Source organism: Pacificibacter marinus, from assembly GCF_900109555.1.
Classification (GTDB): domain Bacteria; phylum Pseudomonadota; class Alphaproteobacteria; order Rhodobacterales; family Rhodobacteraceae; genus Celeribacter; species Celeribacter marinus_C.
In genome coordinates, this window is the sequence record NZ_FNZV01000010.1 from 44,754 (window position 1) to 66,523 (window position 21,770).

Consider the following 21,770-nt stretch of genomic DNA (forward strand, 5'->3'; position numbering starts at 1 on the left):
TCAGCATCGAGGTCTTTGTTCGAATTCGTCATGTTTCACCTTTTAAGACTTGCGGGACAGAATTTTGCCAACAAGCTGCGCCGTATAATCGACAATTGGAACGATCCGCCCATAGTTCAAACGAGTCGGCCCAATGACGCCAACAGCACCGATAATTTTTCGCTCTGCGTTCATATAAGGAGAAACCACCAAAGAGGAACCCGAAAGCGAAAAAAGTTTGTTCTCAGAGCCAATAAAAATACGGACTCCGTCCCCATCTTCGGCCAATTCAAGGAAATCGGCGATATCCCGCTTTTGTTCCAGATCATCAAAGAGACTGCGAATGCGTTGCAGTTCGTCTTTCTCGGCTCCAGTTCCCAGCAAATTCGAACGACCACGCACAATCAAGCGTTCATTCTGATCACCTTCACCCTGCCAAAATGCATCACCATTTTCAATCATTTCAGCGGCCAGCGTATTCAACTCTTGCCGACGGGTTTTGATTTCAATCTCAACACTTCGACGCAATTCGGAAAGTGTTTTTCCCTGTGCCAACGCATTTAAAAAATTCGCAGCCTCGCGCATAGACGACGCAGTTTGCCCAATCGGTGGCGCAAACACGCGGTTTTCAACATGACCATCAGCAAACACCAACACCACCAGCGCACGCGACGGATCAAGACTGACAAATTCGATATGCTTCACGGGCGCTTCATGTTTGGGCGTTAAAACAAGACTGGCCCCATGGGTGATGCCAGACAGCACAGAGCCCACACGATCAAGTGTCGAACTGACATCGCCCTGATCGGTGTTAAATGTTTCTTCGATTTTGGCGCGATCAAGCTGATCGACTTTGCCGACCTCTAAAAGCCCATCGACAAACATGCGCAACCCAAGCTGTGTCGGAATGCGCCCCGCAGAAATATGCGGGCTGTCCAGCAACCCGAGATGCTCAAGATCCGACATCACATTGCGGATCGTCGCGGCAGACACTTTTTCGTTCATCGTGCGTGTCAGACTACGAGACCCCACAGGGTCGCCATTTTCTAGATAGCCCTCGACCACCCGGCGAAACACTTCGCGTGATCTATCGTTCATCTCGGAAATCAAATTGGTGCGATCGGGCATGGGTCCGCCAAAAATTATGTATATTTGCAGTTAAAAGACATGCTGCCATGGGGTCAATGCCACTTGCACCAAACGCCAACACTTGGCTATGTCAGATCAAACATCAGTCAAAGGACAAAATATGCGACCTTCCGGTAGAGCTCTAGACGAAATGCGTTCAATTTCCATTGAAACGGGCGTGACCAAACATGCCGAAGGGTCCTGCATGATCCGTTGTGGTGATACGCACGTTCTATGTACTGCGACGATTGAGCCCCGCGTGCCGCCATTTATGCGCAATTCTGGTCAAGGTTGGGTCACTGCCGAATACGGTATGCTACCGCGATCAACCACATCGCGCATGCGTCGCGAGGCCGCAAGTGGCAAACAAGGTGGCCGTACTGTTGAAATTCAACGTCTCATTGGTCGGTCTTTGCGCGCTGGTGTCGACCGTGTTGCGATGGGTGAACGTCAAATCACCGTCGATTGTGATGTGATCCAAGCTGATGGTGGCACGCGCTGTGCCTCTATCACTGGTGGCTGGGTCGCCCTACGTCTTGCGGTCAACAAGCTAATCAAAGCGGGTGATATCACAACTGACCCGCTGATTTCCAACGTGGCGGCGGTATCTTGTGGCATCTATGCGGGCCAACCTTTGCTTGACCTCGACTATCCTGAAGATTCCGAGGCTGGTGTCGATGGCAACTTTATCATGCTCGCAAATGGGCGCATGATTGAAACACAAATGAGTGCCGAAGGTTCCACTTATTCGCGTGATCAAATGAACGAACTGCTTGATTTGGCTGAAAAAGGTATCACCGATCTTGTTGCTGCTCAAAATGCTGCGGTGGCCTAATGCGCAGTTTTGATGGTGATAAAATAGTCCTAGCCTCTCACAACAAAGGCAAGCTGCGCGAAATGTCCGCCTTACTTGCCCCATTTGGGATCGAAGTTATTTCAGCGGGTGATCTTGGGTTTGATGAACCCAAAGAAACAGAAAGCACCTTTGCAGGTAACGCACGCATCAAGGCGCACTATGCAGCAAAACAAAGCGGCATACCCGCATTGTCAGATGACAGCGGCATCATGGTCGACGCGTTGAACGGTTATCCTGGTGTCTACACTGCCGATTGGGCGGAAACGCCGAATGGCCGCGACTTTCCTATGGCGATGAAAAAGGTCTGGGATTTACTTGAGGCAAAAAATGCCCCTGCCCCGCGCACTGCTCGCTTTTGCTGTACATTGTGTTTGGCATGGCCGGATGGTCACGACGAAGTTTTTGAGGGCAAAGTTGAGGGAAGTCTCACTTGGCCAACGCGCGGTGATCTTGGCTTTGGATTTGATCCAATGTTTGTACCGGTTGGTTACGACATCACCTTTGCCGAAATGGACCCCGCCAGCAAACAAGCCATGAGCCACCGTGCCGAAGCGTTTGCTAAATTTATGGCAGGGCCCTTTAAGGATATTAACACATGAGCAAACGTATATTGATTTCATCTGATTCAGACTTTGAAAAAACCATGGGGTATTCGCGTGCTGTCGTGCAGGGCGATTGGTGTTTCGTTTCAGGGACCACGGGCTACGATTACGCCACCATGAAAATGCCGGCATCAGTCGCGGACCAAGCACGTAATTGCTTTAAAACAATAGCCAAGGCCCTGAATGAGGGCGGCTTTGACATGACCGACATCGTGCGTGTTCAATACACATTGACTGATGCAAGCTTGGTTGATGCGATTATGCCCGCACTTGGCGAAGCATTTGCAAACATTCGGCCCGCAGCAACAATGGTTGTGGCTGAATTGATCAAACCTGAAATGTTGATCGAAATCGAAGTCACAGCGTTCAAAGGATAATCATGGAAGATTGGCAAAACGGCGGCTTTGGGCTCTATATTCACTGGCCGTTTTGCCAAGCAAAATGTCCTTATTGTGATTTTAACTCACATGTTTCAAACACGATAATTGAGGCCGATTGGCAAACTGCTTACCTTTCTGAAATTGATAGAATTGCGACCCTAACTCAGGGAAGATTACTAAATTCTGTGTTTTTTGGCGGCGGAACACCATCACTAATGTCACCAGAGCTTGTGAATGCAATTTTGGATCGCATCCGCGCACGCTGGACGCTTGCCAATGATTGCGAAATCACCCTTGAGGCCAATCCAACATCAGTCGAGGCCGGCCGATTTCAAGGCTATCACGACGCTGGCGTCAATCGCCTCTCTATGGGTATTCAATCTTTGAGAGAAAATGATCTCAAGGCGCTCGGACGCTTGCATTCAGTCCAAGATGCACGAAAAGCCTTTGATATTGCACAGAAAACTTTTGGGCGTATCAGCTTTGATCTCATTTATGCGCGCCAACAGCAAACGCTTGCGGACTGGTCGATTGAACTTAAAGAAGCTCTTGATATGGCAGTCGACCACTTGTCACTTTACCAACTCACCATTGAAGACGGAACAGCCTTTGGTGATCGTTACAAACGTGGAAGACTTAGCGGACTCCCAACTGAGGACACCGCAACAGATATGTATTTTGCCACGCAAGAGATCTGTAATACGGCAGGAATGAGCGCATATGAAGTGTCTAATCATGCTCAAAAGGGTTCTGAAAGCCGTCACAATGAAATTTATTGGCGTTATGGTGACTATGCGGGCATAGGCCCCGGCGCTCATGGTCGCGTGACAATAAATGGACAAAGGTACGCGACCGATACGCCACTCTCCCCTGCACTATGGTTAGAAAAAGTACGTAAAACAGGTTCAGGTGAAGGATCATGTACAAAACTTCCAGCGGATGAACAGCTGACAGAATTTCTATTGATGGGGCTTCGCCTATCCGAAGGTGTCGATCTTGATCGTGCTTCAGATATTCAGGGAAAAGACTTTATCATCCAGAACAAATACTTGAGCGAAGATGGCCTAATTGAAACAGAAAATGGACGCCTTTCAGTTACACCGAAAGGTCGCCCACTTCTAAACGCAATTTTGCGCGAACTTATTCCCTAAATTCAGACCCCACGCGACAGCATTTGGCATAATGCATCTAAATCATCTAGGTCCTTGTAGTTTATAGATAAAATACCACTTTCCGAACCCGATTTATGGGCAATACTAACACTCATACCGATTGCAGCTGATAGATCGCTTTCTAGTGCGCGCGTATCTGCATCTTTTTCACCTGTAGGCTTCACTACGCGCGTTTTGGGTGATGATGGCATTTTTTCTTGCTTGGCAAGCTTCTCCGTATCTCGAACAGACAAGCCCTTTTTGACAACAATACGTGCCAATTCAGATGGATTTTCAGATGTAATAAGGGCTCGAGCATGGCCCGCCGATAAATCTCCCGATACAACAAAAGTTTGAACATCATCAGGCAACTGCAGTAACCGCATCAAATTAGCAATATGACTGCGACTTTTCCCCAAAGCCTCAGCCAATTTTTCCTGAGTATGCCCAAATTTCTCCATCAATTGCTTATAACCAGCAGCCTCTTCAATTGAATTAAGGTCTGCGCGCTGAATATTCTCAATGATTGCAACTTCAAGCACCTCAATGTCATCGTACTCGCGCACAATGATTGGAATGTCATGGCGCTTTGCCAATTGAGAGGCACGCCAACGGCGCTCACCCGCCACAATTTCGAAATTTCCCTCGACGCGTGGGCTTGGGCGCACGATTAAAGGCTGAATAACCCCCTTCTCACGGATGGAATTGGCTAGATCATCCAAATCCTCTTGAACAAATTGACGCCGCGGCTGATCAGGGTTTGGCTCAACTCGTTCAATTGGGACAACTAAATCAGCTCGACGTGCTCCGCTTACCTGATCGACAACAACAGGATCATTTGGAATATCCGCCATCAGTGCAGACAATCCACGCCCAAGGCCTCGTGGCCGGTTTGAATTTTTAGGTGGTTGGCTCATGACTTATCTCCGTTTACTCAATAACTCAGTGGCCAAAGCGCGATATGCAAGGCTCCCCTTAGAGTTTGTATCATATTCCAAAACAGGAATCGCAAAGGAAGGTGCCTCACTTATACGTACATTGCGTGGAATCACGGTTTCAAACACCAGGTCCTGCAAATTATCACGCGCATCTTGCTCGACCTGCCGTGACAAATTATTCCTTTGATCATACATCGTCAAAACTACCCCCTCAATCCTAAGGTTTGGGTTAGCCGTCTGACGTACTTCGCGCACCGTAAGCATCAATTGTGACAAGCCTTCGAGGGCAAAAAATTCACTCTGCAAGGGTACCAAAACAGAATCCGAGGCAACCAAGGCATTTACAGTCAGTAAACTAAGTGACGGCGGGCAATCGATTAGAATATAATCAAAAGCATACCCATCAATTGCATGCTGACGTAATGCATCATGCAAAAGAAAGCTCCGCTTTTCGTTGGAGACCATTTCTATATCAGCCGATGACAAATCAATGGTTGCTGGTGAGACATACAACCCTTCAGTGGGTGAAGCTTGGATGATTTCGCCTATTTCCACATCCCCCATGATTAAATCATAGGTTGTTTTGTCGCGCTGATTAGCGTCAATTCCCAATCCGGTCGATGCATTTCCTTGTGGGTCAAGGTCAACAACAAGAACACGCATACCAAGCTCTGTCAGTGCCGCAGCCAAATTTATTGTTGTTGTGGTCTTGCCTACCCCACCTTTTTGGTTCGCAATTGCAACAATTTTAGCGGATTGTGGTCGAGTTGGATCAGACACGCTCAATATTCCTAATTCCAAGCACAACGGATTTGGAATCTGTTGTGCTTTCATGCTCTTCGCATTCAAATTTCCAGATTTTTCGAGCTTGGTCTAGTTCGAAATTATAATTCTCACCCTTAGGGAATAAAGCAATACCATCTTTGCTTAGGTGTGGTTTCGAAAAATCCAGAAGTTTATCAAGAGGTGCAAGCGCGCGCGCCGACAATACATCGGCATAAGCGGGTGTCATTTTTTCAATTCGCTCAGAGTGAACTGAAACCGATACATTCACCTCTCGCGCAACACTTCTCAAAAACGTCGCTTTACGTACGTCGGACTCGACCAAATGGAACTCTGTTTTTGGTGAAAGCTCTGCTGCTATAATGGCGCAAACAAGCCCAGGAAAGCCTCCGCCTGACCCTATATCCATCCACACTTTAGAATCGTGTGGCATAAGTTTAAACAATTGAGCAGAATCAGAAAAGTGGCGTGTACTCATTTCCGCGAGGGATGATTTTGAAACCAAATTAATTGCTGGATTCCACTTTTTTAGAAGCGTTTCGTATATGGTCAGGCGTTCCAATGTTTCACGTGAAACATCGGAAATAGTATTGTTACTTCCAGTCATCTAACTTGCAACCTTTCCACGATTGGCCTGCCTCAATCGAGCAAGAATAAGGGTACATGCCGCTGGGGTCATTCCCTCTATACGCAATGCCTGTCCAATTGTTTGAGGTCGAACAGTAGTCAACTTTGATCTGAGCTCGTTTGAGAGACCGCGTAGGCCTGAGTAATCAAAATCATCTGGAATTTCATGCGCCTCATCTCGCTTCATTTTTTCTACATCACGGTTTTGGCGCTCGATATAGTTTGCATATAGGGCATCGCAAGACAGTTGTGTCTGAATTTCAGGTTTGATTTCTGAAAAATTCTTATTGAGATCAATTAGATTTGAAAATGTAACGTCTGGAAAAGAAAGGATTTCATAGGCACTCCGACGGTTTCCGTCTTCACTCACGCCTATGCCTACACTACGCATATCCTTTGAACCAAAAGTTTCAGATTGAAGTGCGTCGCGTCCAGCGGAAAGCAAAGCCATTTTGTGATTAAAAGCAGTTTTTCTGCTTTCCGAGATCAGACCTAAATCTTCTCCAAACGGGGTTAAGCGCTGATCAGCATTGTCAGCACGCAAAGTTAATCTGAACTCGGCACGCGATGTAAACATCCGATACGGTTCAGAAACACCTCGAGTGATAAGATCATCAATCATCACACCGATGTAGGATTGAGAGCGACTGAAATGCGCCTGCTCCAAATTATTGGCACGTCTCGCAGCATTTAAACCTGCAACAAGTCCTTGTGCGGCAGCCTCTTCATATCCGGTTGTTCCATTAATCTGACCTGCTAAGAAAAGTCCGGGTACATCGCGCAATTCAAGTGTTGGTCGCAAGGCTCTTGGATCTACGTAGTCATATTCAATAGCATACCCTGGTTGAAGAATTTCAACGTTTTCAAGCCCCGTGATGGAACGAACATAGGCTTTTTGCACATCAGTAGGTAAAGAGGTCGAGATACCATTCGGATAAACTGTGTCATCATCAAGCCCCTCTGGCTCAAGAAAAATTTGATGCGATGTTTTATCTGAAAATCGAACAACTTTATCTTCAATCGAAGGGCAATACCGAGGTCCAACACCATCGATATGGCCGCCATACATTGCTGATTTTTCAAGGTTTTCTCGAATAATATCGTGAGTTTTTTCATTGGTGTGTGTGATACCACAGGACACTTGACGTGCGGAAGGTTTACGATTCAAAAATGAAAACATCACTGGATCTTCATCACCAGGTTGATCTTCAAGAATATCCCAATTTATAGTTTTAGCACTAAGCCGTGGTGGCGTCCCTGTTTTAAGACGCCCCATTGGAAGGCCAAAACCATAAAGGCGATCTGCCAATGCAATAGACGGTTTATCCCCCATTCGGCCACCAGAATGATTCTGATCACCTATATGGATTATGCCATTTAGAAATGTTCCAGTCGTTAAAACGACAGCGCCCGATAGGAGTGCACTGCCATCACCCAAAATGACACCAGATACCTCAGCACCATTCATTAATAGGTCAGTGACTTCACCCTCAACTATGGAAAGATTTGGCGTATTAGAGAGTTCGTTAAGCATCTCTGTACGGTAAATTTTACGATCAGCTTGTGCACGCGGACCTTGGACAGCTGGCCCTTTTCGGCGATTAAGAAGCCTATATTGAATACCAGCTTTGTCAGCTATACGTGCCATAACACCATCAAGCGCGTCAACTTCACGTACAAGATGCCCTTTTCCCAAACCACCAATTGCGGGATTACAGGACATAACACCAATATTGCCAAGTTTAAGCGTAACAAGCGCCGTTTTTGCACCAGTGCGCGCCGAAGCTGCGGCAGCGTCGGCACCTGCGTGCCCACCACCAACTATGATGACATCAAAATCTCGTTGTTTCACGTGAAACATTCCTTATTTCAGCAGTTACTTACCGATGCAAAAACTGGAAAAAATCTCATCCAAAAGATTTTCAACGTCAACACGTCCAACCAGAGCATCCAGTGCTCGAATCGCTGTACGCATATCCTCTGCGGCAATCTCAGCTCTATCTGCGCCCATCAGTACTTCATTTTTTGCTGATTCCAAAGTGGACAACGCAATTGTCATCGAAATTCTGTGCCGCTCATGTGTTGCAGTCGACGCACCGGAAGCCATGACCGACAAACGATCCGATATGGAAGAGATAAGCCACTCAATGCCCTGCCCCGTCTTGCCTGAAACAGAAGCGTTTAAAGATGATCCGCCATCGTCCTTGCCTATAACAACCAAGTCACCATCTTTTGGTTGAATTTCTGGAGTCACACCAAAAGATGGAATCAATATAACGCGAAGATCTGCCATCTCTGCGCGCTCTTTTGCACGAGCGATCCCTGCAATTTCAACGATATCACTGGTATCACGCAAACCTGCTGTATCCAGTAGCGTAACAGGTAAACCAGCCAGATCCATACGAACCTCGATAACATCGCGTGTTGTCCCTGCAATTTCAGACGTAATCGCGGCCTCACGCCCAGCCAGAGCATTTAACAGTGTTGATTTGCCGACATTGGGCGGACCTACAATTGCAACTTCAAAACCTTCCCGGATGCGTTCTGAAATACGTACGCCAGATACTTCAGATTCTAATTCTAGCATTACTTTAGCTAAAATGTCTAAAACCTCAGGTGAGACATCAATGGGAACGTCTTCATCAGCGAAATCAATGGTTGCTTCGATCAAGGCAGCCGCACGTATCAGTGATGTTCGCCAACCTGAAGCCTTATCCCCCAAAGCACCAGACAGAACACGCATTGCCTGTTTGCGCTGTGCCTCTGTTTCAGATTCTATGAGGTCAGCTAGGCCTTCAACTTGAGCTAAATCAAGACGTTCGTTTTCAAGCGCACGACGGGTGAATTCCCCTGCTTCTGCCATTCGTAAACCATCAAATTTTGACAGTTCTGCAAGCACAGATTTCACAATCGCAATAGACCCATGCAGTTGCAATTCTGCACTCTCTTCTCCGGTAAAGGACGCTCCAATTCCAAAGCAAATCACCAGTGCTTCATCAAGCACATCACCTTGTTCATCTTTTAAAACTCGTAAAGAAGCATGACGTTGTTTTGGAACTGATCCTGATAGTTTTTCAACAGTCCAAAACGCAAGAGGCCCGGAAATCCGGACCACTGCTACGCCTGCTTTTCCGCGGGCAGATGCAAGAGCATAAATCGTATCCATAGGCTAACCCATTGATAAATAATTATTATGCATTCATCGAATCGAAGAATTCTGCATTTGATTTTGTTTGTTTGAGCTTGGAAATCAAGAACTCAATAGCGTCTGTGGTACCCATTGGGTTCAAGATACGGCGCAACAAGTAAGTCTTCTGAAGATCTTTAGAATCGACCAAAAGCTCTTCTTTACGTGTGCCAGATTTGAGAATGTCCATTGCTGGGAAAACACGCTTATCAGCGATTTTACGATCAAGAACGATTTCAGAGTTACCTGTACCTTTGAATTCTTCAAAGATAACCTCATCCATGCGCGAGCCTGTATCAATCAAAGCAGTTGCGATGATTGTCAAAGAGCCACCTTCTTCAATGTTCCGCGCAGCGCCAAAGAACCGTTTAGGCCGTTGCAATGCGTTTGCATCAACACCACCTGTTAGTACCTTACCAGAAGACGGAACCACAGTGTTGAAAGCGCGACCAAGACGAGTGATAGAATCGAGCAAAATCACAACATCACGTTTATGTTCTACAAGGCGTTTAGCCTTTTCAATCACCATCTCAGACACAGCAACGTGACGTGAGGCCGGTTCATCAAAGGTCGAAGAAATCACTTCACCTTTCACAGAACGCTGCATGTCGGTCACCTCTTCTGGGCGTTCATCGATCAATAGAACGATCAAATAACACTCAGGATGGTTTATCCCAATTGACGATGCGATGTTTTGCAACAAAACTGTTTTACCAGTGCGAGGTGGCGCAACGATTAAAGACCGCTGACCTTTCCCAATTGGCGCAACAAGATCGATGATACGCGCAGAGCGATCTTTGAGTGTAGGGTCTTGGACTTCCATATTAAGCCGCTCATCAGGGTAAAGCGGCGTTAGGTTATCAAAGTTAATTTTATGACGGGCTTTTTCTGGATCTTCAAAGTTAATCAAAACCACTTTGGTGATCGCAAAATAGCGCTCGTTGTCATTTGGGGCCTGCATTAAGCCCTCAATAGTGTCTCCTGTGCGCATACCAAACTGTCTGATGACCTCTGGCGACACATAGATATCATCAGGGCCTGGCAGATAGTTAGCTTCAGGAGAACGCAAAAACCCGAACCCGTCTTGCAAAACTTCAATCACACCATTGCCAGTGATTTCCCATTCTTCCTCAGCACGCTCTTTCAGGATCGAGAACATCATCTCGCCTTTGCGCATCGTGGAAGCATTTTCGATCTCTAGCTCTTCAGCCATAGATAATAGGTCTTTAGGGGTTTTGGCTTTAAGATCAGAAAGGCTAAGGCAATTAACAGTCATCGAGACATCCAAACTATGACCGCAAGGCGATCAGTTTTTATAATGGTGTGAAATTTCCCATAGACGCCGGACGGCAGGGATTTAAGGTTCAATAGACGCAGGTGTCTGGCGAGTCAATCATTGTAAAATTTAGAATCTCAGATTGGACGCGCGATGATCATGATAACAATCACTATCATCAAAATTGTAGGAACCTCATTCATCAAACGATATTGTTTTCCCGTTAAACGGTTGTTTCCTGCAACAAAATCTTTGCGTCTGTAACCACACCAATGATGAAACCACGTCATTGCGATTACGCAAGCAGCTTTGACCCATGACCAACCAGAGCCCCAATCAACGATGCCAGGGGTAAAAACTAAGGCTAAACCAAACACCCAGGTCGATACCGAGGCAGGGTTCATGATGAGTTTAAATAACTTTTTTTCCATGTCTTGAAATAGCAGATCAGTTTTACTGCCCATTTCAACGTTTTCTGTGTGGCGGACAAATAAACGCGGCAGATAAAATATACCAGCCATCCATGCAATTACGGAAATTACATGCAACGATTTGGTCCATGGATACAGGCTTGATAGGAAATCACTCATTCTCGGCACTCCAGTGTTCGTACCCTTCTTAAAATAATATAAGAAAGAAAGAAAAGATGATGTTGTTTGTAGGGCCTGTGGATAATGGGGATTAATGACTTATCCTAAGATTTTCTACACAAAAAAAATTCTGGAAATAATTTATGACCTATTGGGGATAAGATCATAAAAATTGAAATTTAACATAAAGTTATAGATTTATTAAATCATAGATCCCTTTGGATATATTTTGGATAAAATTTTGAAACCTTTAAAATCCACAAGTCAAAAAGAATCTTTTCCACTTAGGAAAAAGACAGATGAAAATTCGTGAAACTGCCGACTTTTCCCCAAGGATCATCCATGACATGGTTATCCCGATAAGGGCCAACACAGTTCACACCGGTTTTTCCACAGGATCATCAACATGACCCAAATACTTATTCTGGCCTCGGGGTCGCGGATTCGTCAGACATTGCTGAGCAATGCAAAGGTACCATTTGAAGTAAATGTGCCGCTTATTGATGAAAATAGCATTAAAGACGCTCTGATCGCTGAAAATACTCCTCCCCGTGACATTGCTGATGCGCTGGCCGAGGGTAAAGCACGTAAGATTTCAATGAAATTCCCAGAAGCAATCGTGCTGGGATGTGATCAAGTTTTATCCTTTCGGGGCATGATATTCTCAAAGCCCAACGCCCCCGCGGAAGCTCGTGCACAGTTATCTGAGCTAAATAATGAACGGCACAAACTTCTGTCAGCTGCTGTTATCTACGAAGCAGGAGAGCCAAAATGGCGGCATATTGGCGAAGTCCGTTTGCAGATGAAGCAAAACTCTGACGCCTATTTGGATGATTATGTAGATCGTAATTGGGATAGTATTCGCCATAGTGTTGGCGGATATAAACTAGAAGAAGAAGGTGCACGGTTGTTTTCCCGCGTCGACGGCGATTATTTTAATGTTCTGGGTTTGCCCCTTTTTGAAATTTTAGGTTACCTTGGACAAAGAGGAGTGATTTCATCATGAGCATAAAAATTCCATTAGCTGGTGTGATCGGATCACCTATTGCACATAGTAGATCACCAGATTTGCACGGTTTTTGGCTGAAACGCTACGGTATTCAAGGCCATTATATTCATTTAGATGTCGCACAAAACGATCTGAGAGACGTGCTAAAGGCTATGCCAAAAATGGGATTTGTCGGGGCTAATGTCACCATTCCTCACAAAGAATCCGTACTTGCAATTGCTGACATTGTGACGGATCGCGCCGCTTTGATTGGTGCTGCAAATACACTTATATTTCGTCCTGATGGTAAGCTTCACGCTGACAATACAGACGGGTACGGTTTTGTTGAAAATTTGCGCTCAAATGCAAAATGGAATCCCAAAGCGGGCCCCGCGGCTGTTTTTGGTGCGGGTGGTGCAGCGCGTGCTGTTATCGCGTCGTTGCTTGATGTTGGTGTGACAGAAATTCGCTTGTCCAACCGTACCAGTTTGCGTGCTGATGTTCTCAAAGCGGAATTTGGGTCCAAGATTACTGTGGTCGAATGGGTGCAGGCTGGCACTATGCTGGATGGTGCGATGACTGTGGTCAACACCACGTCGCTTGGTATGGTTGGTAAACCCGAGTTCAAAGTCCCGTTGGATGCTTTGTCGCCTAAGGCTGTTGTTACAGACTTGGTTTACACACCTTTGCGAACTGATTTTCTTGAAAAGGCGAAACAAAATGGTTGTCAGACTGTGGATGGGCTTGGAATGCTGTTGCATCAAGCTGCCCCAGGGTTTGAACGTTGGTTTGGTGTACGTCCAGAGATTGACGAGGAAACGCGTCAAGTTTTGTTGTCGCAATGACTAAAACTAAACCAATCGTGATTGGTTTAACCGGCTCAATAGGTATGGGAAAAACCACAACTGCCAAGATGTTTCTGGCGGCTGGAATACCTGTTTGGGATGCGGACTGCACAGTTCATAGGCTGTATTCTAACGATAAAGTCGCGATTTCAGAGATTTCAAAAATTTGCCCCGAAGCGACTAAAAATGGTGCTGTGGATCGTCAGGCACTTAAGGTTTGGCTGAATGACACACCAAATGGTTTGAGTCAGATCGAGTCAATTATTCATCCCCTTGTGGCACAAGACAGGCAAGTCTTTATAGATACTAATCCAGCTCAAATCGTTGTTCTTGATGTACCTTTGTTATTTGAAACTGGCTTGTTCAAGACCGTAGATTATGTTGTCGTCGTTTCAGCGCCGGCAGAGATTCAGCGACAACGCGTCCTTGCGCGGCCCAATATGACAGAGGCGCAGTTCGAAACAATTTTGGCAAAACAAGTTCCCGATGCTGCAAAACGTGCTGGTGCAGATTTTGTGATAGATACAACTTCGCTTGAAAAAGCAGAAGCCGCTGTGCAAAGCATACTGAAACATATTCAAGAAAATACCCCACAGGAGACACCACGTGCGTGAAATCGTTCTTGATACCGAAACCACAGGGTTTGATCCGTTGACAGGGGACCGTTTGGTTGAAATCGGTGCCATTGAGCTCGACAACCATCTTGCCACAGGTCGCACGTATCACCAGTACATCAACCCAAGACGCACGATGCCCGCTGGGGCTTTTGGTGTGCACGGTATTGGCCCTGACATTCTTGAGCCACCCCGCCCCGCTAGAGCGGATGAGGTGACATTGCTTGATAAGCCTGTTTTCAAAGATGTTGCGCAAGCTTTCTTGGATTTTATTGGCGATAGCACGCTTGTGATCCACAACGCTGCCTTTGATATAAAGTTTTTGAACGCTGAGCTTAAAACTGCAGGCTTACGACAAATCCCATGGGAGCAAGCACTTGATACCTTGGCGATTGCACGCAAAAAATTCCCCGGCTCGCCTGCAACGCTGGATGCGCTATGCCGTCGGTTTCACATCGATAACTCAAACCGCTCTTTGCACGGCGCTTTGCTAGATTCTGAAATCTTGGCTGAAGTGTATCTTGAACTGATCGGGGGGCGGCAGCCGGATCTTGTGCTTGCGCCAGAGCCAAAAGATGACGCTAAAGCCAACACTATAGCCCAAGCTCAACAATGGCGCCCGTCAAGACGCCCTATTGCTTTGCCATCACGCCTTACAGACAAAGAAGCCGCCGACCATGCAGCCTTTGTTGAGGCAATGGGCGACGGCGCTTTGTGGTCAAAACTTAACGATTAATGATGTTAGTTTGGCAGGCTTTCTGCTTGTTGCGCTTCTGCACGACGTTGGATGTCTTGGCGGTACAGCTGCACAAAATCGATGTTGTCGAGGTTCAGCGGCGGAAAACCACCATCGCGTGTCAAATCATGAACGATGCGACGCGCAAACGGGAACAGCATGCGGGGGCATTCAATCATCAAGAATGGGTGCATTTGTGCTTCTGGTACATTTTCAATATGGAAAATACCGGCATAATCAAGTTCAAGCATGAACAAAGTTTCGCTTGAGTTTTCAGTCTCGGACTTCACGTTCAGTTTGAGAGCGATTTCAAATTGGTTTTCAGCACCATCACGTTTTTTTGCGTCAAGTGCGACCTGGACAGAGATGTTTGGACGGCCTTCAGTTTTAAGACCTTTTTGGGCAAGAATATTTTCAAAAGACATATCTCGGACGAATTGGCCAAGAATTTGCATTTTGACTTGTTCTACGGGTTGTTCCGCCGCCGTATCATTTTCAGCCATGTGTTTTGTCCTCATAAAATCTAAAGTTGAGGCTTTGTATCAGGTTGGAAAAGTCGGCTCAATGGCGTGTCCAGCCTGATGGATCATTATTCTCGATATCCTTAGGAGAAATTGTTTCCCATTCACCATCTATGACCTCAGAATCTTGTGTAGAGCGCGGTCCTTGTGCGTTAAAACCAGATGCGTTGCCTGTACTGAAGCTTTGAAACTTCACACGCTTTTGCATTTCGGCAAACATTTTCGTGCGAAATGCGGGCACCAAAAGCAAAAAACCAACCGCATCAGTGAAAAAACCAGGGGTTAATAGCAAGGCGCCAGAAAATAAAATCATAGCCCCATGGGCTAACGGTTCGCTTGGATCGCGCAATTCCCCAAACGAGGATCGCAATTGAGATAGGGCGATGGCTCCTTGCCGGCGGACCAAATAAGTGCCCAAAAACGCTGTCAGAATGACGATAAATAGCGCTGGTAGCAGACCAATAAATCCTCCCACCTGAATAAACAGAGCGATTTCAATCACAGGAACGGCGACAAAAATTGCAAATAACCACATAGGGGACCCCTTCAATTTCTTCGGACTGGTGGACTTGATACCACCGACAACCTACATAGTGTCAAAGAGCGTGTTTTACTACGCTTCGTTGGAAAAGAGGTTTCGATGGGAAGTTCACTAGTCTCCCTTCTGGTTCTGGCCGGAATAGCAGTTTTTTTGGTTTTGCGCTTGCGCAATATTCTTGGCACGCGTGATGGATATGAACAGCCTCGGGTTGATCCAATTGCGACAAACGACACAGTTAAACGTAAGTTTGAAGTGATCGAAGGTGGTCCAGACCACGATATAATCGATAATGTTCCTGAAAATTCTCGAGCTGCAGAAAATTTGATGACGCTCAAGCGGGCCGAACCAGATTTTAGCGTGGCTGAGTTTTTGACAGGTGCGAGTGCGGCCTATGAAATGATTTTGATGGCCTTTGAAAATGGCGATTTGTCCAATGTGTCTGACTTTATTTCTGACGACGTTGAAGAAGCATTTCAGTCGGTCATCGACAGTCGCAAAGAGGCTGGTCTGACAGTTGAAGCGCAATTCATTGGTTTGCATGAGTCGCAAATCATTGATGTCGAGTTGGACGAAGCCGCCAATGAAGAAGAAATCAAATTGCGGTTTGTTTCTGAAATCACTTCTGTGGTTCGTGATGCGGCTGGCGCTATTGTTGAAGGCGATCCAAACAAAATCAAACGCCAAAAAGATATTTGGTCTTTTGCACGTGAAATGGGCAGCAATGATCCCAATTGGCAGTTGGTTGCAACTGGGGCATGACGCTTAGGGGGCTGGTGGGAACTGCGTTTGCAGTCGTGCTGGCCCTGTCGGCCTCTGCTCAAAGCGAGGATGGGCCTATGGCGAGAATACTTTCTTTTTCCGACTTGCTAGGCTGGGAAAGCGACACACACCAAGACGCGCTTGAAGTATTTTTAAACACCTGCGACCGAATTAAAGGCCGTGAATGGCCACAAGTCTGCGCCCTCGCTCAACAGCAAAGCAATGCTAAAACATTCTTTGAATTGTTTTTTCGCCCTGTGTTGATCGAAGATACCGCGCCACCGTTGTTCACGGGCTATTTTGAACCAGAACTGTCAGGGTCACGGGTTCGAACGCCAACTTACCGCCACCCCGTTTATGCAATGCCGCGCGATCGTGCTGTGCGATCTCCGTATTTTACCCGGCAAGACATTGGCCAAGGCGCGCTGTCTAATCGTGGCCTTGAGATTGCTTGGGTCGATAACGCAGTTGAGCTATTCTTTTTACAAGTCCAAGGATCTGGCAGGATAAAGTTGACCAACGGGACAACCATTCGCGTCGGTTATGCTGGACATAATGGACATAACTATAGCTCTATCGGGCAAGAATTGGTGCGGCGCGGCGTTTATACTGAACATCAGGTTTCCGCGCAGGTGATCAAAAATTGGGTCAAGCGTAATCCGATTGAAGGTCAGTCGCTTTTGTACTCAAATCCTTCCTATGTGTTCTTCAAAGAGCGTAAAAGATTAAAGGCTTCAGCAGGTCCTATCGGTGCGATGAGCCGCTCAATTACGCCGATGCGCAGCATTGCCGTTGATCCCGGATTTGTCACATTGGGCGCGCCCGTTTGGGTTGAAAAAGATGGTCAAGCTCCCCTGCGTCGTCTGATGATTGCGCAAGATACAGGGTCTGCCATCAAAGGTGCGCAGCGCGCTGATATTTTTTACGGTACTGGCGATCAGGCGGGTGACGTTGCTGGCAGAATTCGCGATACTGGTCGCATGATTGTTTTGATGCCGATCCAATTGGCATATGGTCTTGAGGAAAAGAGTGAACAATGACACGCTGGCGCAAAGGAACACTGAGCGATGAAGATCGTTCGTTGTGGGATGAGGTAAAGAAAACCGCCATCCCTTTGCGTCCTGATACTAAGCCTCGGTTGTCTAAAGACGCGTCGCCTACCCTGTCAAAAGCTATCGAGCGCACGCCAACTGCCCCGCCACTTAAACAACAAATCCGCGAATTCACCTTGGGGGCAAAGGCCAAAAAGCCACTCCCTCGTAACAATTTGATGCCGTCTATTTCTAATCAAATTATGCAAGCTCCGTTGCAAATGGACCGTAAAAAGTATGGTAAAATGCGGCGTGGTAAGTTGGCGCCAGAAGCGCGGATCGATTTGCATGGAATGACACTGGCGCAAGCTCAGCCTGCCCTGACAAACTTTATTGCCTCTTCGCATGCGCGCGGGCTTAGGCTTGTGCTTGTGATCACAGGCAAAGGCAAAGATCGCGATCAGGGTGGCCCCATTCCTACACGTGTCGGTGTTTTGAAGCATCAAACGCCAGATTGGCTGCGTTCAGGTCCGCTGCGCCTTATGGTGATGCAGGTGACAGAGGCGCACCTGTCCCATGGGGGCTCAGGTGCTTACTATGTCTATCTGCGTCGTAGTGGGTAAAAGCGCCTGCGCGCGCTGCGTTGCGAAATATGCCAAAACAGCTGACGCAAAAATGTAGATGCCATAGCCCACCAACTGGTCCTGCATATCGACCCCTTTATCAATTAAAGCGCCTGACACACCTGGTCCAATAGCTGAACCAAACACCATAAATGCGGCGGCGGTTGCTTTTATGGCGCCTATATTTTTTGTGCCATAGCTTTCCGCCCAAAATGCACCAGCAACAGGGCCTTGCGAGCCCATGCCTATGCCGACGACGATCAGGGAAAAGCTCGCCATGGTCAGGGTGGTTGACAGTGCCAACATGATAAAACCAATACCAAAGGGGATTAGCATGAGCGGCAGAATGCGCCCTGCCCCCCATTTGTCTACGGCCATACCAGACAGAAAATTAAACGTCACAGAGCCAAGTGTCATTAATGGGAATAGTGCTACAAAATCAAAAAGATCCCATCCTTTTAGATCGACATATGACACCTGTTGAAAGAACATGGATGTCCCCCAAATTGGCGGTCCAAGCAGGAGTGGCAAGCACATCCAAAAAAGCCAATGTTTCAACATCGCGCCACGAGTCCAATGAATGCCGTTCATGCCGACTGCAGTGCTGGATTTTGAAATGGATTGTGGGGTGCGCTCTTCACGTAAAAGCGAGATGATCAGCGGTACTAAAAAGATAGATAGAACGGCAGCTATGAGCCAAAGTTGACGCCAGCTAAAATAGAACATCAAGGACACGAAAATAAGCGGCAAAACAGCGTTACCCACTGCCAAACCAAGTGACGCTATTGATAATGCGCGCCCACGTGTGGCCTGAAACCAGCGGGCCATACCAACCATTGAAATGTGAAACGTCATGCCTTGGCCTGTAAAGCGCAAAGCAAAAATCACGAACACCAACGACAGTGCAGTTGGCGCTGCGGCCATCGCCAAACAAGCAACGGCCAAGAGCGTCAAAATTATGGGTGCCAAAACGCGCACACGAAATCTGTCTGTAAGTGTTCCAGCCCAGACCATCAAAGCGGCAGACGCCATGGTGCCTGCAGAGTAAATCCAACCCCAAGCTGTGTGACTTAGTCCGAATTCAGTCCGAATTTCGCCAGCAAAAATCGATATGAAATAAGTTTGTCCGTACGAAGAAGTCAGGCACAGCAAAAAACCAACGGAAAGCCAACGAATATTTTGATAAATGAATTGCACATAGCTCATACGCTCGTGTACGCCCTGCATCCAAAAATGAAAGGGCAAATCGACGCAGCAAAAGCCATGTGCAATTATAGTCTATAGCATAAAGCGGCTAACATCAGCGGTTTGCGCCATGTCACCTACGCTGGCTTGTACATAGGCTGCGTCGACAATTACAGCATCTCCAGCGCGATCTGGTGCAGCAAAAGACAGTTCTTCAAAGACGCGCTCTAGGATTGTATAAAGCCGCCGAGCGCCGATGTTTTCAACGCTCGTATTGACCTCGGCTGCAACTGACGCAATAGCCCTGATCCCGTCTTCAGTGAACGTCACTGTCACATCTTCTGTGCCCATCAAGGCTGTGTATTGCAACGTGAGCGCATTGTCCGTTTCAGTCAAAATTCGTACGAAATCACCTTCGCCAAGGGCTTGTAATTCAACACGAATAGGCAAACGCCCTTGTAGTTCCGGCAGCAAATCTGATGGTTTTGCTACATGAAATGCCCCTGAGGCGATAAACAAAATATGGTCTGTTTTCACAGAGCCATGTTTTGTGGACACGGTTGTGCCCTCGATCAAAGGCAGTAGATCGCGCTGTACGCCTTCACGTGAAACATCTGCACCGCGTGCATCAGCGCGGGCACAGACTTTATCGATCTCATCTAAGAAAACGATGCCATCTTGTTCAACAGAATCCAGTGCGGCGCGGGTCACGGTTTCATCATCCAAAAGTTTGTCTGCTTCTTCCGAAATCAAAAGATCGTAGCTTTCAGACACTTTGATTTTCTTGCGCACTGTGCGGCCCGCAAAAGCTTTTCCGAAAATATCACCAAGGTTCATCATTCCGCCCGCTTGCGGCTGACCGGGAACTTCAAACCCGCCCATTGGTGATGAGGTATCTTGCATTTCCAACTCAATCTCAGTGTCGTCGAGCAGGCCGGCTTTCAATTTCTTGCGAAACATCTCACGGGTCTGTTCGCGAGCATCTGTTCCAGCAATTGCTTCAATCACGCGATTTTCAGCGGCTTGACGCGCTTTGGCTTTCACATCTTCGCGCATGTATTCACGGGTCTGTGCAATCGCAGTGTCTACCAGATCGCGCACGATTTGCTCAACATCGCGACCAACATAGCCTACTTCGGTGAACTTTGTTGCTTCGACTTTTATAAACGGTGCGCGCGCAAGTTTGGCAAGACGGCGCGAAATTTCCGTTTTGCCAACGCCTGTTGGTCCGATCATTAAGATATTTTTCGGGTAAACCTCATCTCGCAAATCATCAGAAAGCTGCTTGCGGCGCCAGCGATTGCGCAAGGCAACAGCAACAGCGCGTTTGGCATCGTTTTGGCCGATGATAAAGCGATCCAGTTCAGAAACGATTTCGCGTGGGGTTAGGTCTGTCATTTTCGAATGGTCTCCACGGTTAGTTTTCCGTTGGTGTAAACACAAATATCTGCGGCAATTGCCATGGCTTCACGGGCGATTTCTTCTGCAGATTTATCGGTGGACATTAGACCGCGCGCAGCTGCCAGTGCGAAGTTTCCACCTGATCCGATAGCTGCAACATCATGCTCAGGCTCCAAAACATCGCCAGCACCAGTGATGACCAAAAGTTCGGTGCCATCGGTGACGATCAGCATCGCTTCGAGTTTTTGCAAATATTTGTCTGTACGCCAATCTTTTGCCAATTCCACACTCGCGCGCGCTAATTGACCTGGTGTGGCTTCAAGTTTGGCCTCAAGACGCTCAAGCAAGGTAAATGCATCTGCGGTCGAGCCAGCAAAACCAGCAACAACTTCATGCCCGCCGGGTTTTAGACGCCGCACTTTGCGAGCGGTGCCTTTGATAACAGTTTGCCCAAGGCTCACCTGCCCGTCGCCAGCAATGACGACCTCATTGCCGCGCCGCACACCAATAATGGTTGTGCCGTGCCAGCCTGGGAATTGATCATTAGTCATGATTTGTCCTCTCAATGAAGTCTAATATATGTGGATGCGTCGGATCAGGTGCAACCAATGGGGGCAATACTCACAAAAAAGGGGCACCAATGGCACCCCTTTTCATATTTTTACAGCTAATGCTTAGATGCTTTCAGAGATCCAGCTTGAAATAACTGTTTTGGGGGCTGCGCCAACTTTGTTGGATACAACTTCGCCGTCTTTTACCATGAAAAGTGCTGGAATAGACCGAACGCCAAATTGCGCTGGGGAATTCGGGTTTTCATCAATGTTGACTTTGACGATTTTGACTTTGCCTTCAAATTCAGCGGACAACTCTTCGAGTGCTGGGCCAATTTGCTTACATGGGCCACACCATTCCGCCCAAAAATCTACGATAACGGGGACGTCGGACTTTAGAACGTCGGCTTCGAAAGTTGCATCTGTGACTGCGACTGTGGCCATTTGATATCTCCTAATTTTGTGTTGTTCAGAACCT

At 47.1% G+C, this 21,770-nt stretch carries 25 protein-coding genes; 11 read left to right on the top strand and 14 right to left on the bottom strand.

Annotated elements, in window-relative coordinates:
* Positions 1 to 42 precede the first annotated feature (42 nt).
* The gene (hrcA, locus tag BM025_RS12960) at positions 43 to 1,107 is read right to left on the bottom strand and encodes a heat-inducible transcriptional repressor HrcA (RefSeq protein WP_085849739.1); all 1,065 of its coding nucleotides are present in this window, start codon (positions 1,105 to 1,107) and stop codon (positions 43 to 45) included.
* 121 nt (positions 1,108 to 1,228) lie between these two features.
* On the opposite strand from hrcA, the gene rph reads away from it, so the two are divergent.
* The 4 genes from rph to hemW are packed head-to-tail and all read left to right on the top strand — an operon-like array spanning position 1,229 to position 4,096.
* Complete coding sequence (gene rph, locus BM025_RS12965) at positions 1,229 to 1,942, top strand: ribonuclease PH (RefSeq protein ID WP_085849803.1); 714 nt, start codon at positions 1,229 to 1,231, stop codon at positions 1,940 to 1,942.
* Complete coding sequence (gene rdgB / locus BM025_RS12970; protein WP_085849738.1) at positions 1,942 to 2,562, top strand: RdgB/HAM1 family non-canonical purine NTP pyrophosphatase; 621 nt, start codon at positions 1,942 to 1,944, stop codon at positions 2,560 to 2,562. The genes rph and rdgB overlap by 1 nt, the downstream gene beginning before the upstream one ends.
* On the top strand, positions 2,559 to 2,942 hold the full coding sequence (locus BM025_RS12975) for a RidA family protein (RefSeq protein WP_085849737.1): 384 nt from the start codon (positions 2,559 to 2,561) through the stop codon (positions 2,940 to 2,942). Before rdgB ends, BM025_RS12975 begins: the two co-directional genes overlap by 4 nt.
* A 2-nt stretch (positions 2,943 to 2,944) precedes the next feature.
* Positions 2,945 to 4,096 carry a radical SAM family heme chaperone HemW gene (gene hemW, locus BM025_RS12980; RefSeq protein WP_085849736.1) on the top strand — a complete coding sequence of 384 codons (1,152 nt, stop codon included), beginning with the start codon at positions 2,945 to 2,947 and terminating at the stop codon, positions 4,094 to 4,096.
* Between the two features lie 2 nt (positions 4,097 to 4,098).
* Here the strand turns inward: hemW and BM025_RS12985 are convergent, their stop codons facing one another.
* The 7 genes from BM025_RS12985 to hemJ all read right to left on the bottom strand — a co-directional run bounded on the left by BM025_RS12985 (position 4,099) and on the right by hemJ (position 11,497).
* Entirely contained in the window at positions 4,099 to 5,013 is a 915-nt protein-coding gene (locus BM025_RS12985) for a ParB/RepB/Spo0J family partition protein (RefSeq protein ID WP_085849735.1), read from the bottom strand.
* Between the two features lie 3 nt (positions 5,014 to 5,016).
* Complete coding sequence (locus BM025_RS12990; protein ID WP_085849734.1) at positions 5,017 to 5,814, bottom strand: ParA family protein; 798 nt, start codon at positions 5,812 to 5,814, stop codon at positions 5,017 to 5,019.
* On the bottom strand, positions 5,807 to 6,424 hold the full coding sequence (rsmG, locus tag BM025_RS12995) for a 16S rRNA (guanine(527)-N(7))-methyltransferase RsmG (protein WP_085849733.1): 618 nt from the start codon (positions 6,422 to 6,424) through the stop codon (positions 5,807 to 5,809). Before rsmG ends, BM025_RS12990 begins: the two co-directional genes overlap by 8 nt.
* Positions 6,425 to 8,305, bottom strand: a complete 1,881-nt coding sequence (gene mnmG / locus BM025_RS13000; RefSeq protein WP_085849732.1) for a tRNA uridine-5-carboxymethylaminomethyl(34) synthesis enzyme MnmG — start codon at positions 8,303 to 8,305, stop codon at positions 6,425 to 6,427. It lies immediately after the preceding gene.
* A gap of 15 nt (positions 8,306 to 8,320) precedes the next feature.
* Positions 8,321 to 9,610 (bottom strand): tRNA uridine-5-carboxymethylaminomethyl(34) synthesis GTPase MnmE, encoded by a 1,290-nt coding sequence (mnmE, locus tag BM025_RS13005; protein WP_085849731.1) that lies wholly within the window; start codon positions 9,608 to 9,610, stop codon positions 8,321 to 8,323.
* 25 nt (positions 9,611 to 9,635) lie between these two features.
* On the bottom strand, positions 9,636 to 10,907 hold the full coding sequence (gene rho / locus BM025_RS13010; RefSeq protein WP_085849730.1) for a transcription termination factor Rho: 1,272 nt from the start codon (positions 10,905 to 10,907) through the stop codon (positions 9,636 to 9,638).
* Between the two features lie 137 nt (positions 10,908 to 11,044).
* A complete protein-coding gene (hemJ, locus tag BM025_RS13015) occupies positions 11,045 to 11,497 on the bottom strand; it encodes a protoporphyrinogen oxidase HemJ (protein ID WP_085849729.1) in 453 nt (150 codons plus the stop codon).
* A gap of 406 nt (positions 11,498 to 11,903) precedes the next feature.
* On the opposite strand from hemJ, the gene BM025_RS13020 reads away from it, so the two are divergent.
* The 4 genes from BM025_RS13020 to dnaQ are packed head-to-tail and all read left to right on the top strand — an operon-like array spanning position 11,904 to position 14,680.
* A complete protein-coding gene (locus tag BM025_RS13020; RefSeq protein WP_085849728.1) occupies positions 11,904 to 12,503 on the top strand; it encodes a Maf family protein in 600 nt (199 codons plus the stop codon).
* Complete coding sequence (locus BM025_RS13025; RefSeq protein WP_085849727.1) at positions 12,500 to 13,330, top strand: shikimate dehydrogenase; 831 nt, start codon at positions 12,500 to 12,502, stop codon at positions 13,328 to 13,330. Before BM025_RS13020 ends, BM025_RS13025 begins: the two co-directional genes overlap by 4 nt.
* Positions 13,327 to 13,944, top strand: a complete 618-nt coding sequence (coaE, locus tag BM025_RS13030) for a dephospho-CoA kinase (RefSeq protein WP_085849726.1) — start codon at positions 13,327 to 13,329, stop codon at positions 13,942 to 13,944. Before BM025_RS13025 ends, coaE begins: the two co-directional genes overlap by 4 nt.
* A complete protein-coding gene (gene dnaQ, locus BM025_RS13035; RefSeq protein ID WP_085849725.1) occupies positions 13,937 to 14,680 on the top strand; it encodes a DNA polymerase III subunit epsilon in 744 nt (247 codons plus the stop codon). Before coaE ends, dnaQ begins: the two co-directional genes overlap by 8 nt.
* Before the next feature lie 5 nt (positions 14,681 to 14,685).
* Here the strand turns inward: dnaQ and secB are convergent, their stop codons facing one another.
* Both secB and BM025_RS13045 read right to left on the bottom strand, forming a co-directional pair.
* On the bottom strand, positions 14,686 to 15,183 hold the full coding sequence (secB, locus tag BM025_RS13040; RefSeq protein ID WP_085849724.1) for a protein-export chaperone SecB: 498 nt from the start codon (positions 15,181 to 15,183) through the stop codon (positions 14,686 to 14,688).
* Positions 15,184 to 15,241: 58 nt separating this feature from the next.
* Positions 15,242 to 15,736 (bottom strand): FxsA family protein, encoded by a 495-nt coding sequence (locus BM025_RS13045; RefSeq protein WP_085849723.1) that lies wholly within the window; start codon positions 15,734 to 15,736, stop codon positions 15,242 to 15,244.
* A 105-nt stretch (positions 15,737 to 15,841) separates the two neighbouring features.
* Here BM025_RS13045 and BM025_RS13050 point away from each other — a divergent pair, with 105 nt between their 5' ends.
* The 3 genes from BM025_RS13050 to BM025_RS13060 are packed head-to-tail and all read left to right on the top strand — an operon-like array spanning position 15,842 to position 18,155.
* Complete coding sequence (locus BM025_RS13050) at positions 15,842 to 16,501, top strand: Tim44/TimA family putative adaptor protein (RefSeq protein WP_085849722.1); 660 nt, start codon at positions 15,842 to 15,844, stop codon at positions 16,499 to 16,501.
* Positions 16,498 to 17,541, top strand: a complete 1,044-nt coding sequence (gene mltA, locus BM025_RS13055) for a murein transglycosylase A (protein WP_085849721.1) — start codon at positions 16,498 to 16,500, stop codon at positions 17,539 to 17,541. Before BM025_RS13050 ends, mltA begins: the two co-directional genes overlap by 4 nt.
* The gene (locus BM025_RS13060) at positions 17,538 to 18,155 is read left to right on the top strand and encodes a Smr/MutS family protein (RefSeq protein ID WP_085849720.1); all 618 of its coding nucleotides are present in this window, start codon (positions 17,538 to 17,540) and stop codon (positions 18,153 to 18,155) included. The genes mltA and BM025_RS13060 overlap by 4 nt, the downstream gene beginning before the upstream one ends.
* Here BM025_RS13060 and BM025_RS13065 read toward each other — a convergent pair.
* From BM025_RS13065 to trxA, 4 genes are all read right to left on the bottom strand, one after another.
* The gene (locus BM025_RS13065; RefSeq protein ID WP_085849719.1) at positions 18,117 to 19,361 is read right to left on the bottom strand and encodes an MFS transporter; all 1,245 of its coding nucleotides are present in this window, start codon (positions 19,359 to 19,361) and stop codon (positions 18,117 to 18,119) included. The two genes, BM025_RS13060 and BM025_RS13065, sit on opposite strands and share 39 nt — an antisense overlap.
* Positions 19,362 to 19,433: 72 nt before the next feature.
* Positions 19,434 to 20,738, bottom strand: coding sequence for an ATP-dependent protease ATPase subunit HslU (hslU, locus tag BM025_RS13070; RefSeq protein ID WP_085849718.1), 1,305 nt, complete (start codon positions 20,736 to 20,738; stop codon positions 19,434 to 19,436).
* On the bottom strand, positions 20,735 to 21,292 hold the full coding sequence (gene hslV, locus BM025_RS13075) for an ATP-dependent protease subunit HslV (RefSeq protein ID WP_085849717.1): 558 nt from the start codon (positions 21,290 to 21,292) through the stop codon (positions 20,735 to 20,737). Before hslV ends, hslU begins: the two co-directional genes overlap by 4 nt.
* A gap of 123 nt (positions 21,293 to 21,415) precedes the next feature.
* Entirely contained in the window at positions 21,416 to 21,736 is a 321-nt protein-coding gene (gene trxA, locus BM025_RS13080) for a thioredoxin (RefSeq protein WP_085849716.1), read from the bottom strand.
* Positions 21,737 to 21,770 lie beyond the last annotated feature (34 nt).

Bases quoted from the DNA above. Each gene is read 5' to 3' on its own strand.
- rdgB (WP_085849738.1), top strand. From the start codon at position 1,942: ATGCGCAGTTTTGATGGTGATAAAATAGTCCTAGCCTCTCACAACAAA.
- mltA (WP_085849721.1), top strand. From the start codon at position 16,498: ATGACGCTTAGGGGGCTGGTGGGAACTGCGTTTGCAGTCGTGCTGGCC.
- coaE (WP_085849726.1), top strand. From the start codon at position 13,327: ATGACTAAAACTAAACCAATCGTGATTGGTTTAACCGGCTCAATAGGT.
- hemJ (WP_085849729.1), bottom strand. From the start codon at position 11,497: ATGAGTGATTTCCTATCAAGCCTGTATCCATGGACCAAATCGTTGCAT.
- mnmG (WP_085849732.1), bottom strand. From the start codon at position 8,305: ATGTTTCACGTGAAACAACGAGATTTTGATGTCATCATAGTTGGTGGT.
- rsmG (WP_085849733.1), bottom strand. From the start codon at position 6,424: ATGACTGGAAGTAACAATACTATTTCCGATGTTTCACGTGAAACATTG.
- hemW (WP_085849736.1), top strand. From the start codon at position 2,945: ATGGAAGATTGGCAAAACGGCGGCTTTGGGCTCTATATTCACTGGCCG.
- BM025_RS13020 (WP_085849728.1), top strand. From the start codon at position 11,904: ATGACCCAAATACTTATTCTGGCCTCGGGGTCGCGGATTCGTCAGACA.
- secB (WP_085849724.1), bottom strand. From the start codon at position 15,183: ATGGCTGAAAATGATACGGCGGCGGAACAACCCGTAGAACAAGTCAAA.
- mnmE (WP_085849731.1), bottom strand. From the start codon at position 9,610: ATGGATACGATTTATGCTCTTGCATCTGCCCGCGGAAAAGCAGGCGTA.
- hslU (WP_085849718.1), bottom strand. From the start codon at position 20,738: ATGACAGACCTAACCCCACGCGAAATCGTTTCTGAACTGGATCGCTTT.
- BM025_RS12985 (WP_085849735.1), bottom strand. From the start codon at position 5,013: ATGAGCCAACCACCTAAAAATTCAAACCGGCCACGAGGCCTTGGGCGT.
- hslV (WP_085849717.1), bottom strand. From the start codon at position 21,292: ATGACTAATGATCAATTCCCAGGCTGGCACGGCACAACCATTATTGGT.
- trxA (WP_085849716.1), bottom strand. From the start codon at position 21,736: ATGGCCACAGTCGCAGTCACAGATGCAACTTTCGAAGCCGACGTTCTA.
- BM025_RS13065 (WP_085849719.1), bottom strand. From the start codon at position 19,361: ATGAGCTATGTGCAATTCATTTATCAAAATATTCGTTGGCTTTCCGTT.
- BM025_RS12975 (WP_085849737.1), top strand. From the start codon at position 2,559: ATGAGCAAACGTATATTGATTTCATCTGATTCAGACTTTGAAAAAACC.
- BM025_RS13060 (WP_085849720.1), top strand. From the start codon at position 17,538: ATGACACGCTGGCGCAAAGGAACACTGAGCGATGAAGATCGTTCGTTG.
- BM025_RS13025 (WP_085849727.1), top strand. From the start codon at position 12,500: ATGAGCATAAAAATTCCATTAGCTGGTGTGATCGGATCACCTATTGCA.
- BM025_RS13045 (WP_085849723.1), bottom strand. From the start codon at position 15,736: ATGTGGTTATTTGCAATTTTTGTCGCCGTTCCTGTGATTGAAATCGCT.
- rho (WP_085849730.1), bottom strand. From the start codon at position 10,907: ATGACTGTTAATTGCCTTAGCCTTTCTGATCTTAAAGCCAAAACCCCT.
- hrcA (WP_085849739.1), bottom strand. From the start codon at position 1,107: ATGCCCGATCGCACCAATTTGATTTCCGAGATGAACGATAGATCACGC.
- rph (WP_085849803.1), top strand. From the start codon at position 1,229: ATGCGACCTTCCGGTAGAGCTCTAGACGAAATGCGTTCAATTTCCATT.
- BM025_RS13050 (WP_085849722.1), top strand. From the start codon at position 15,842: ATGGGAAGTTCACTAGTCTCCCTTCTGGTTCTGGCCGGAATAGCAGTT.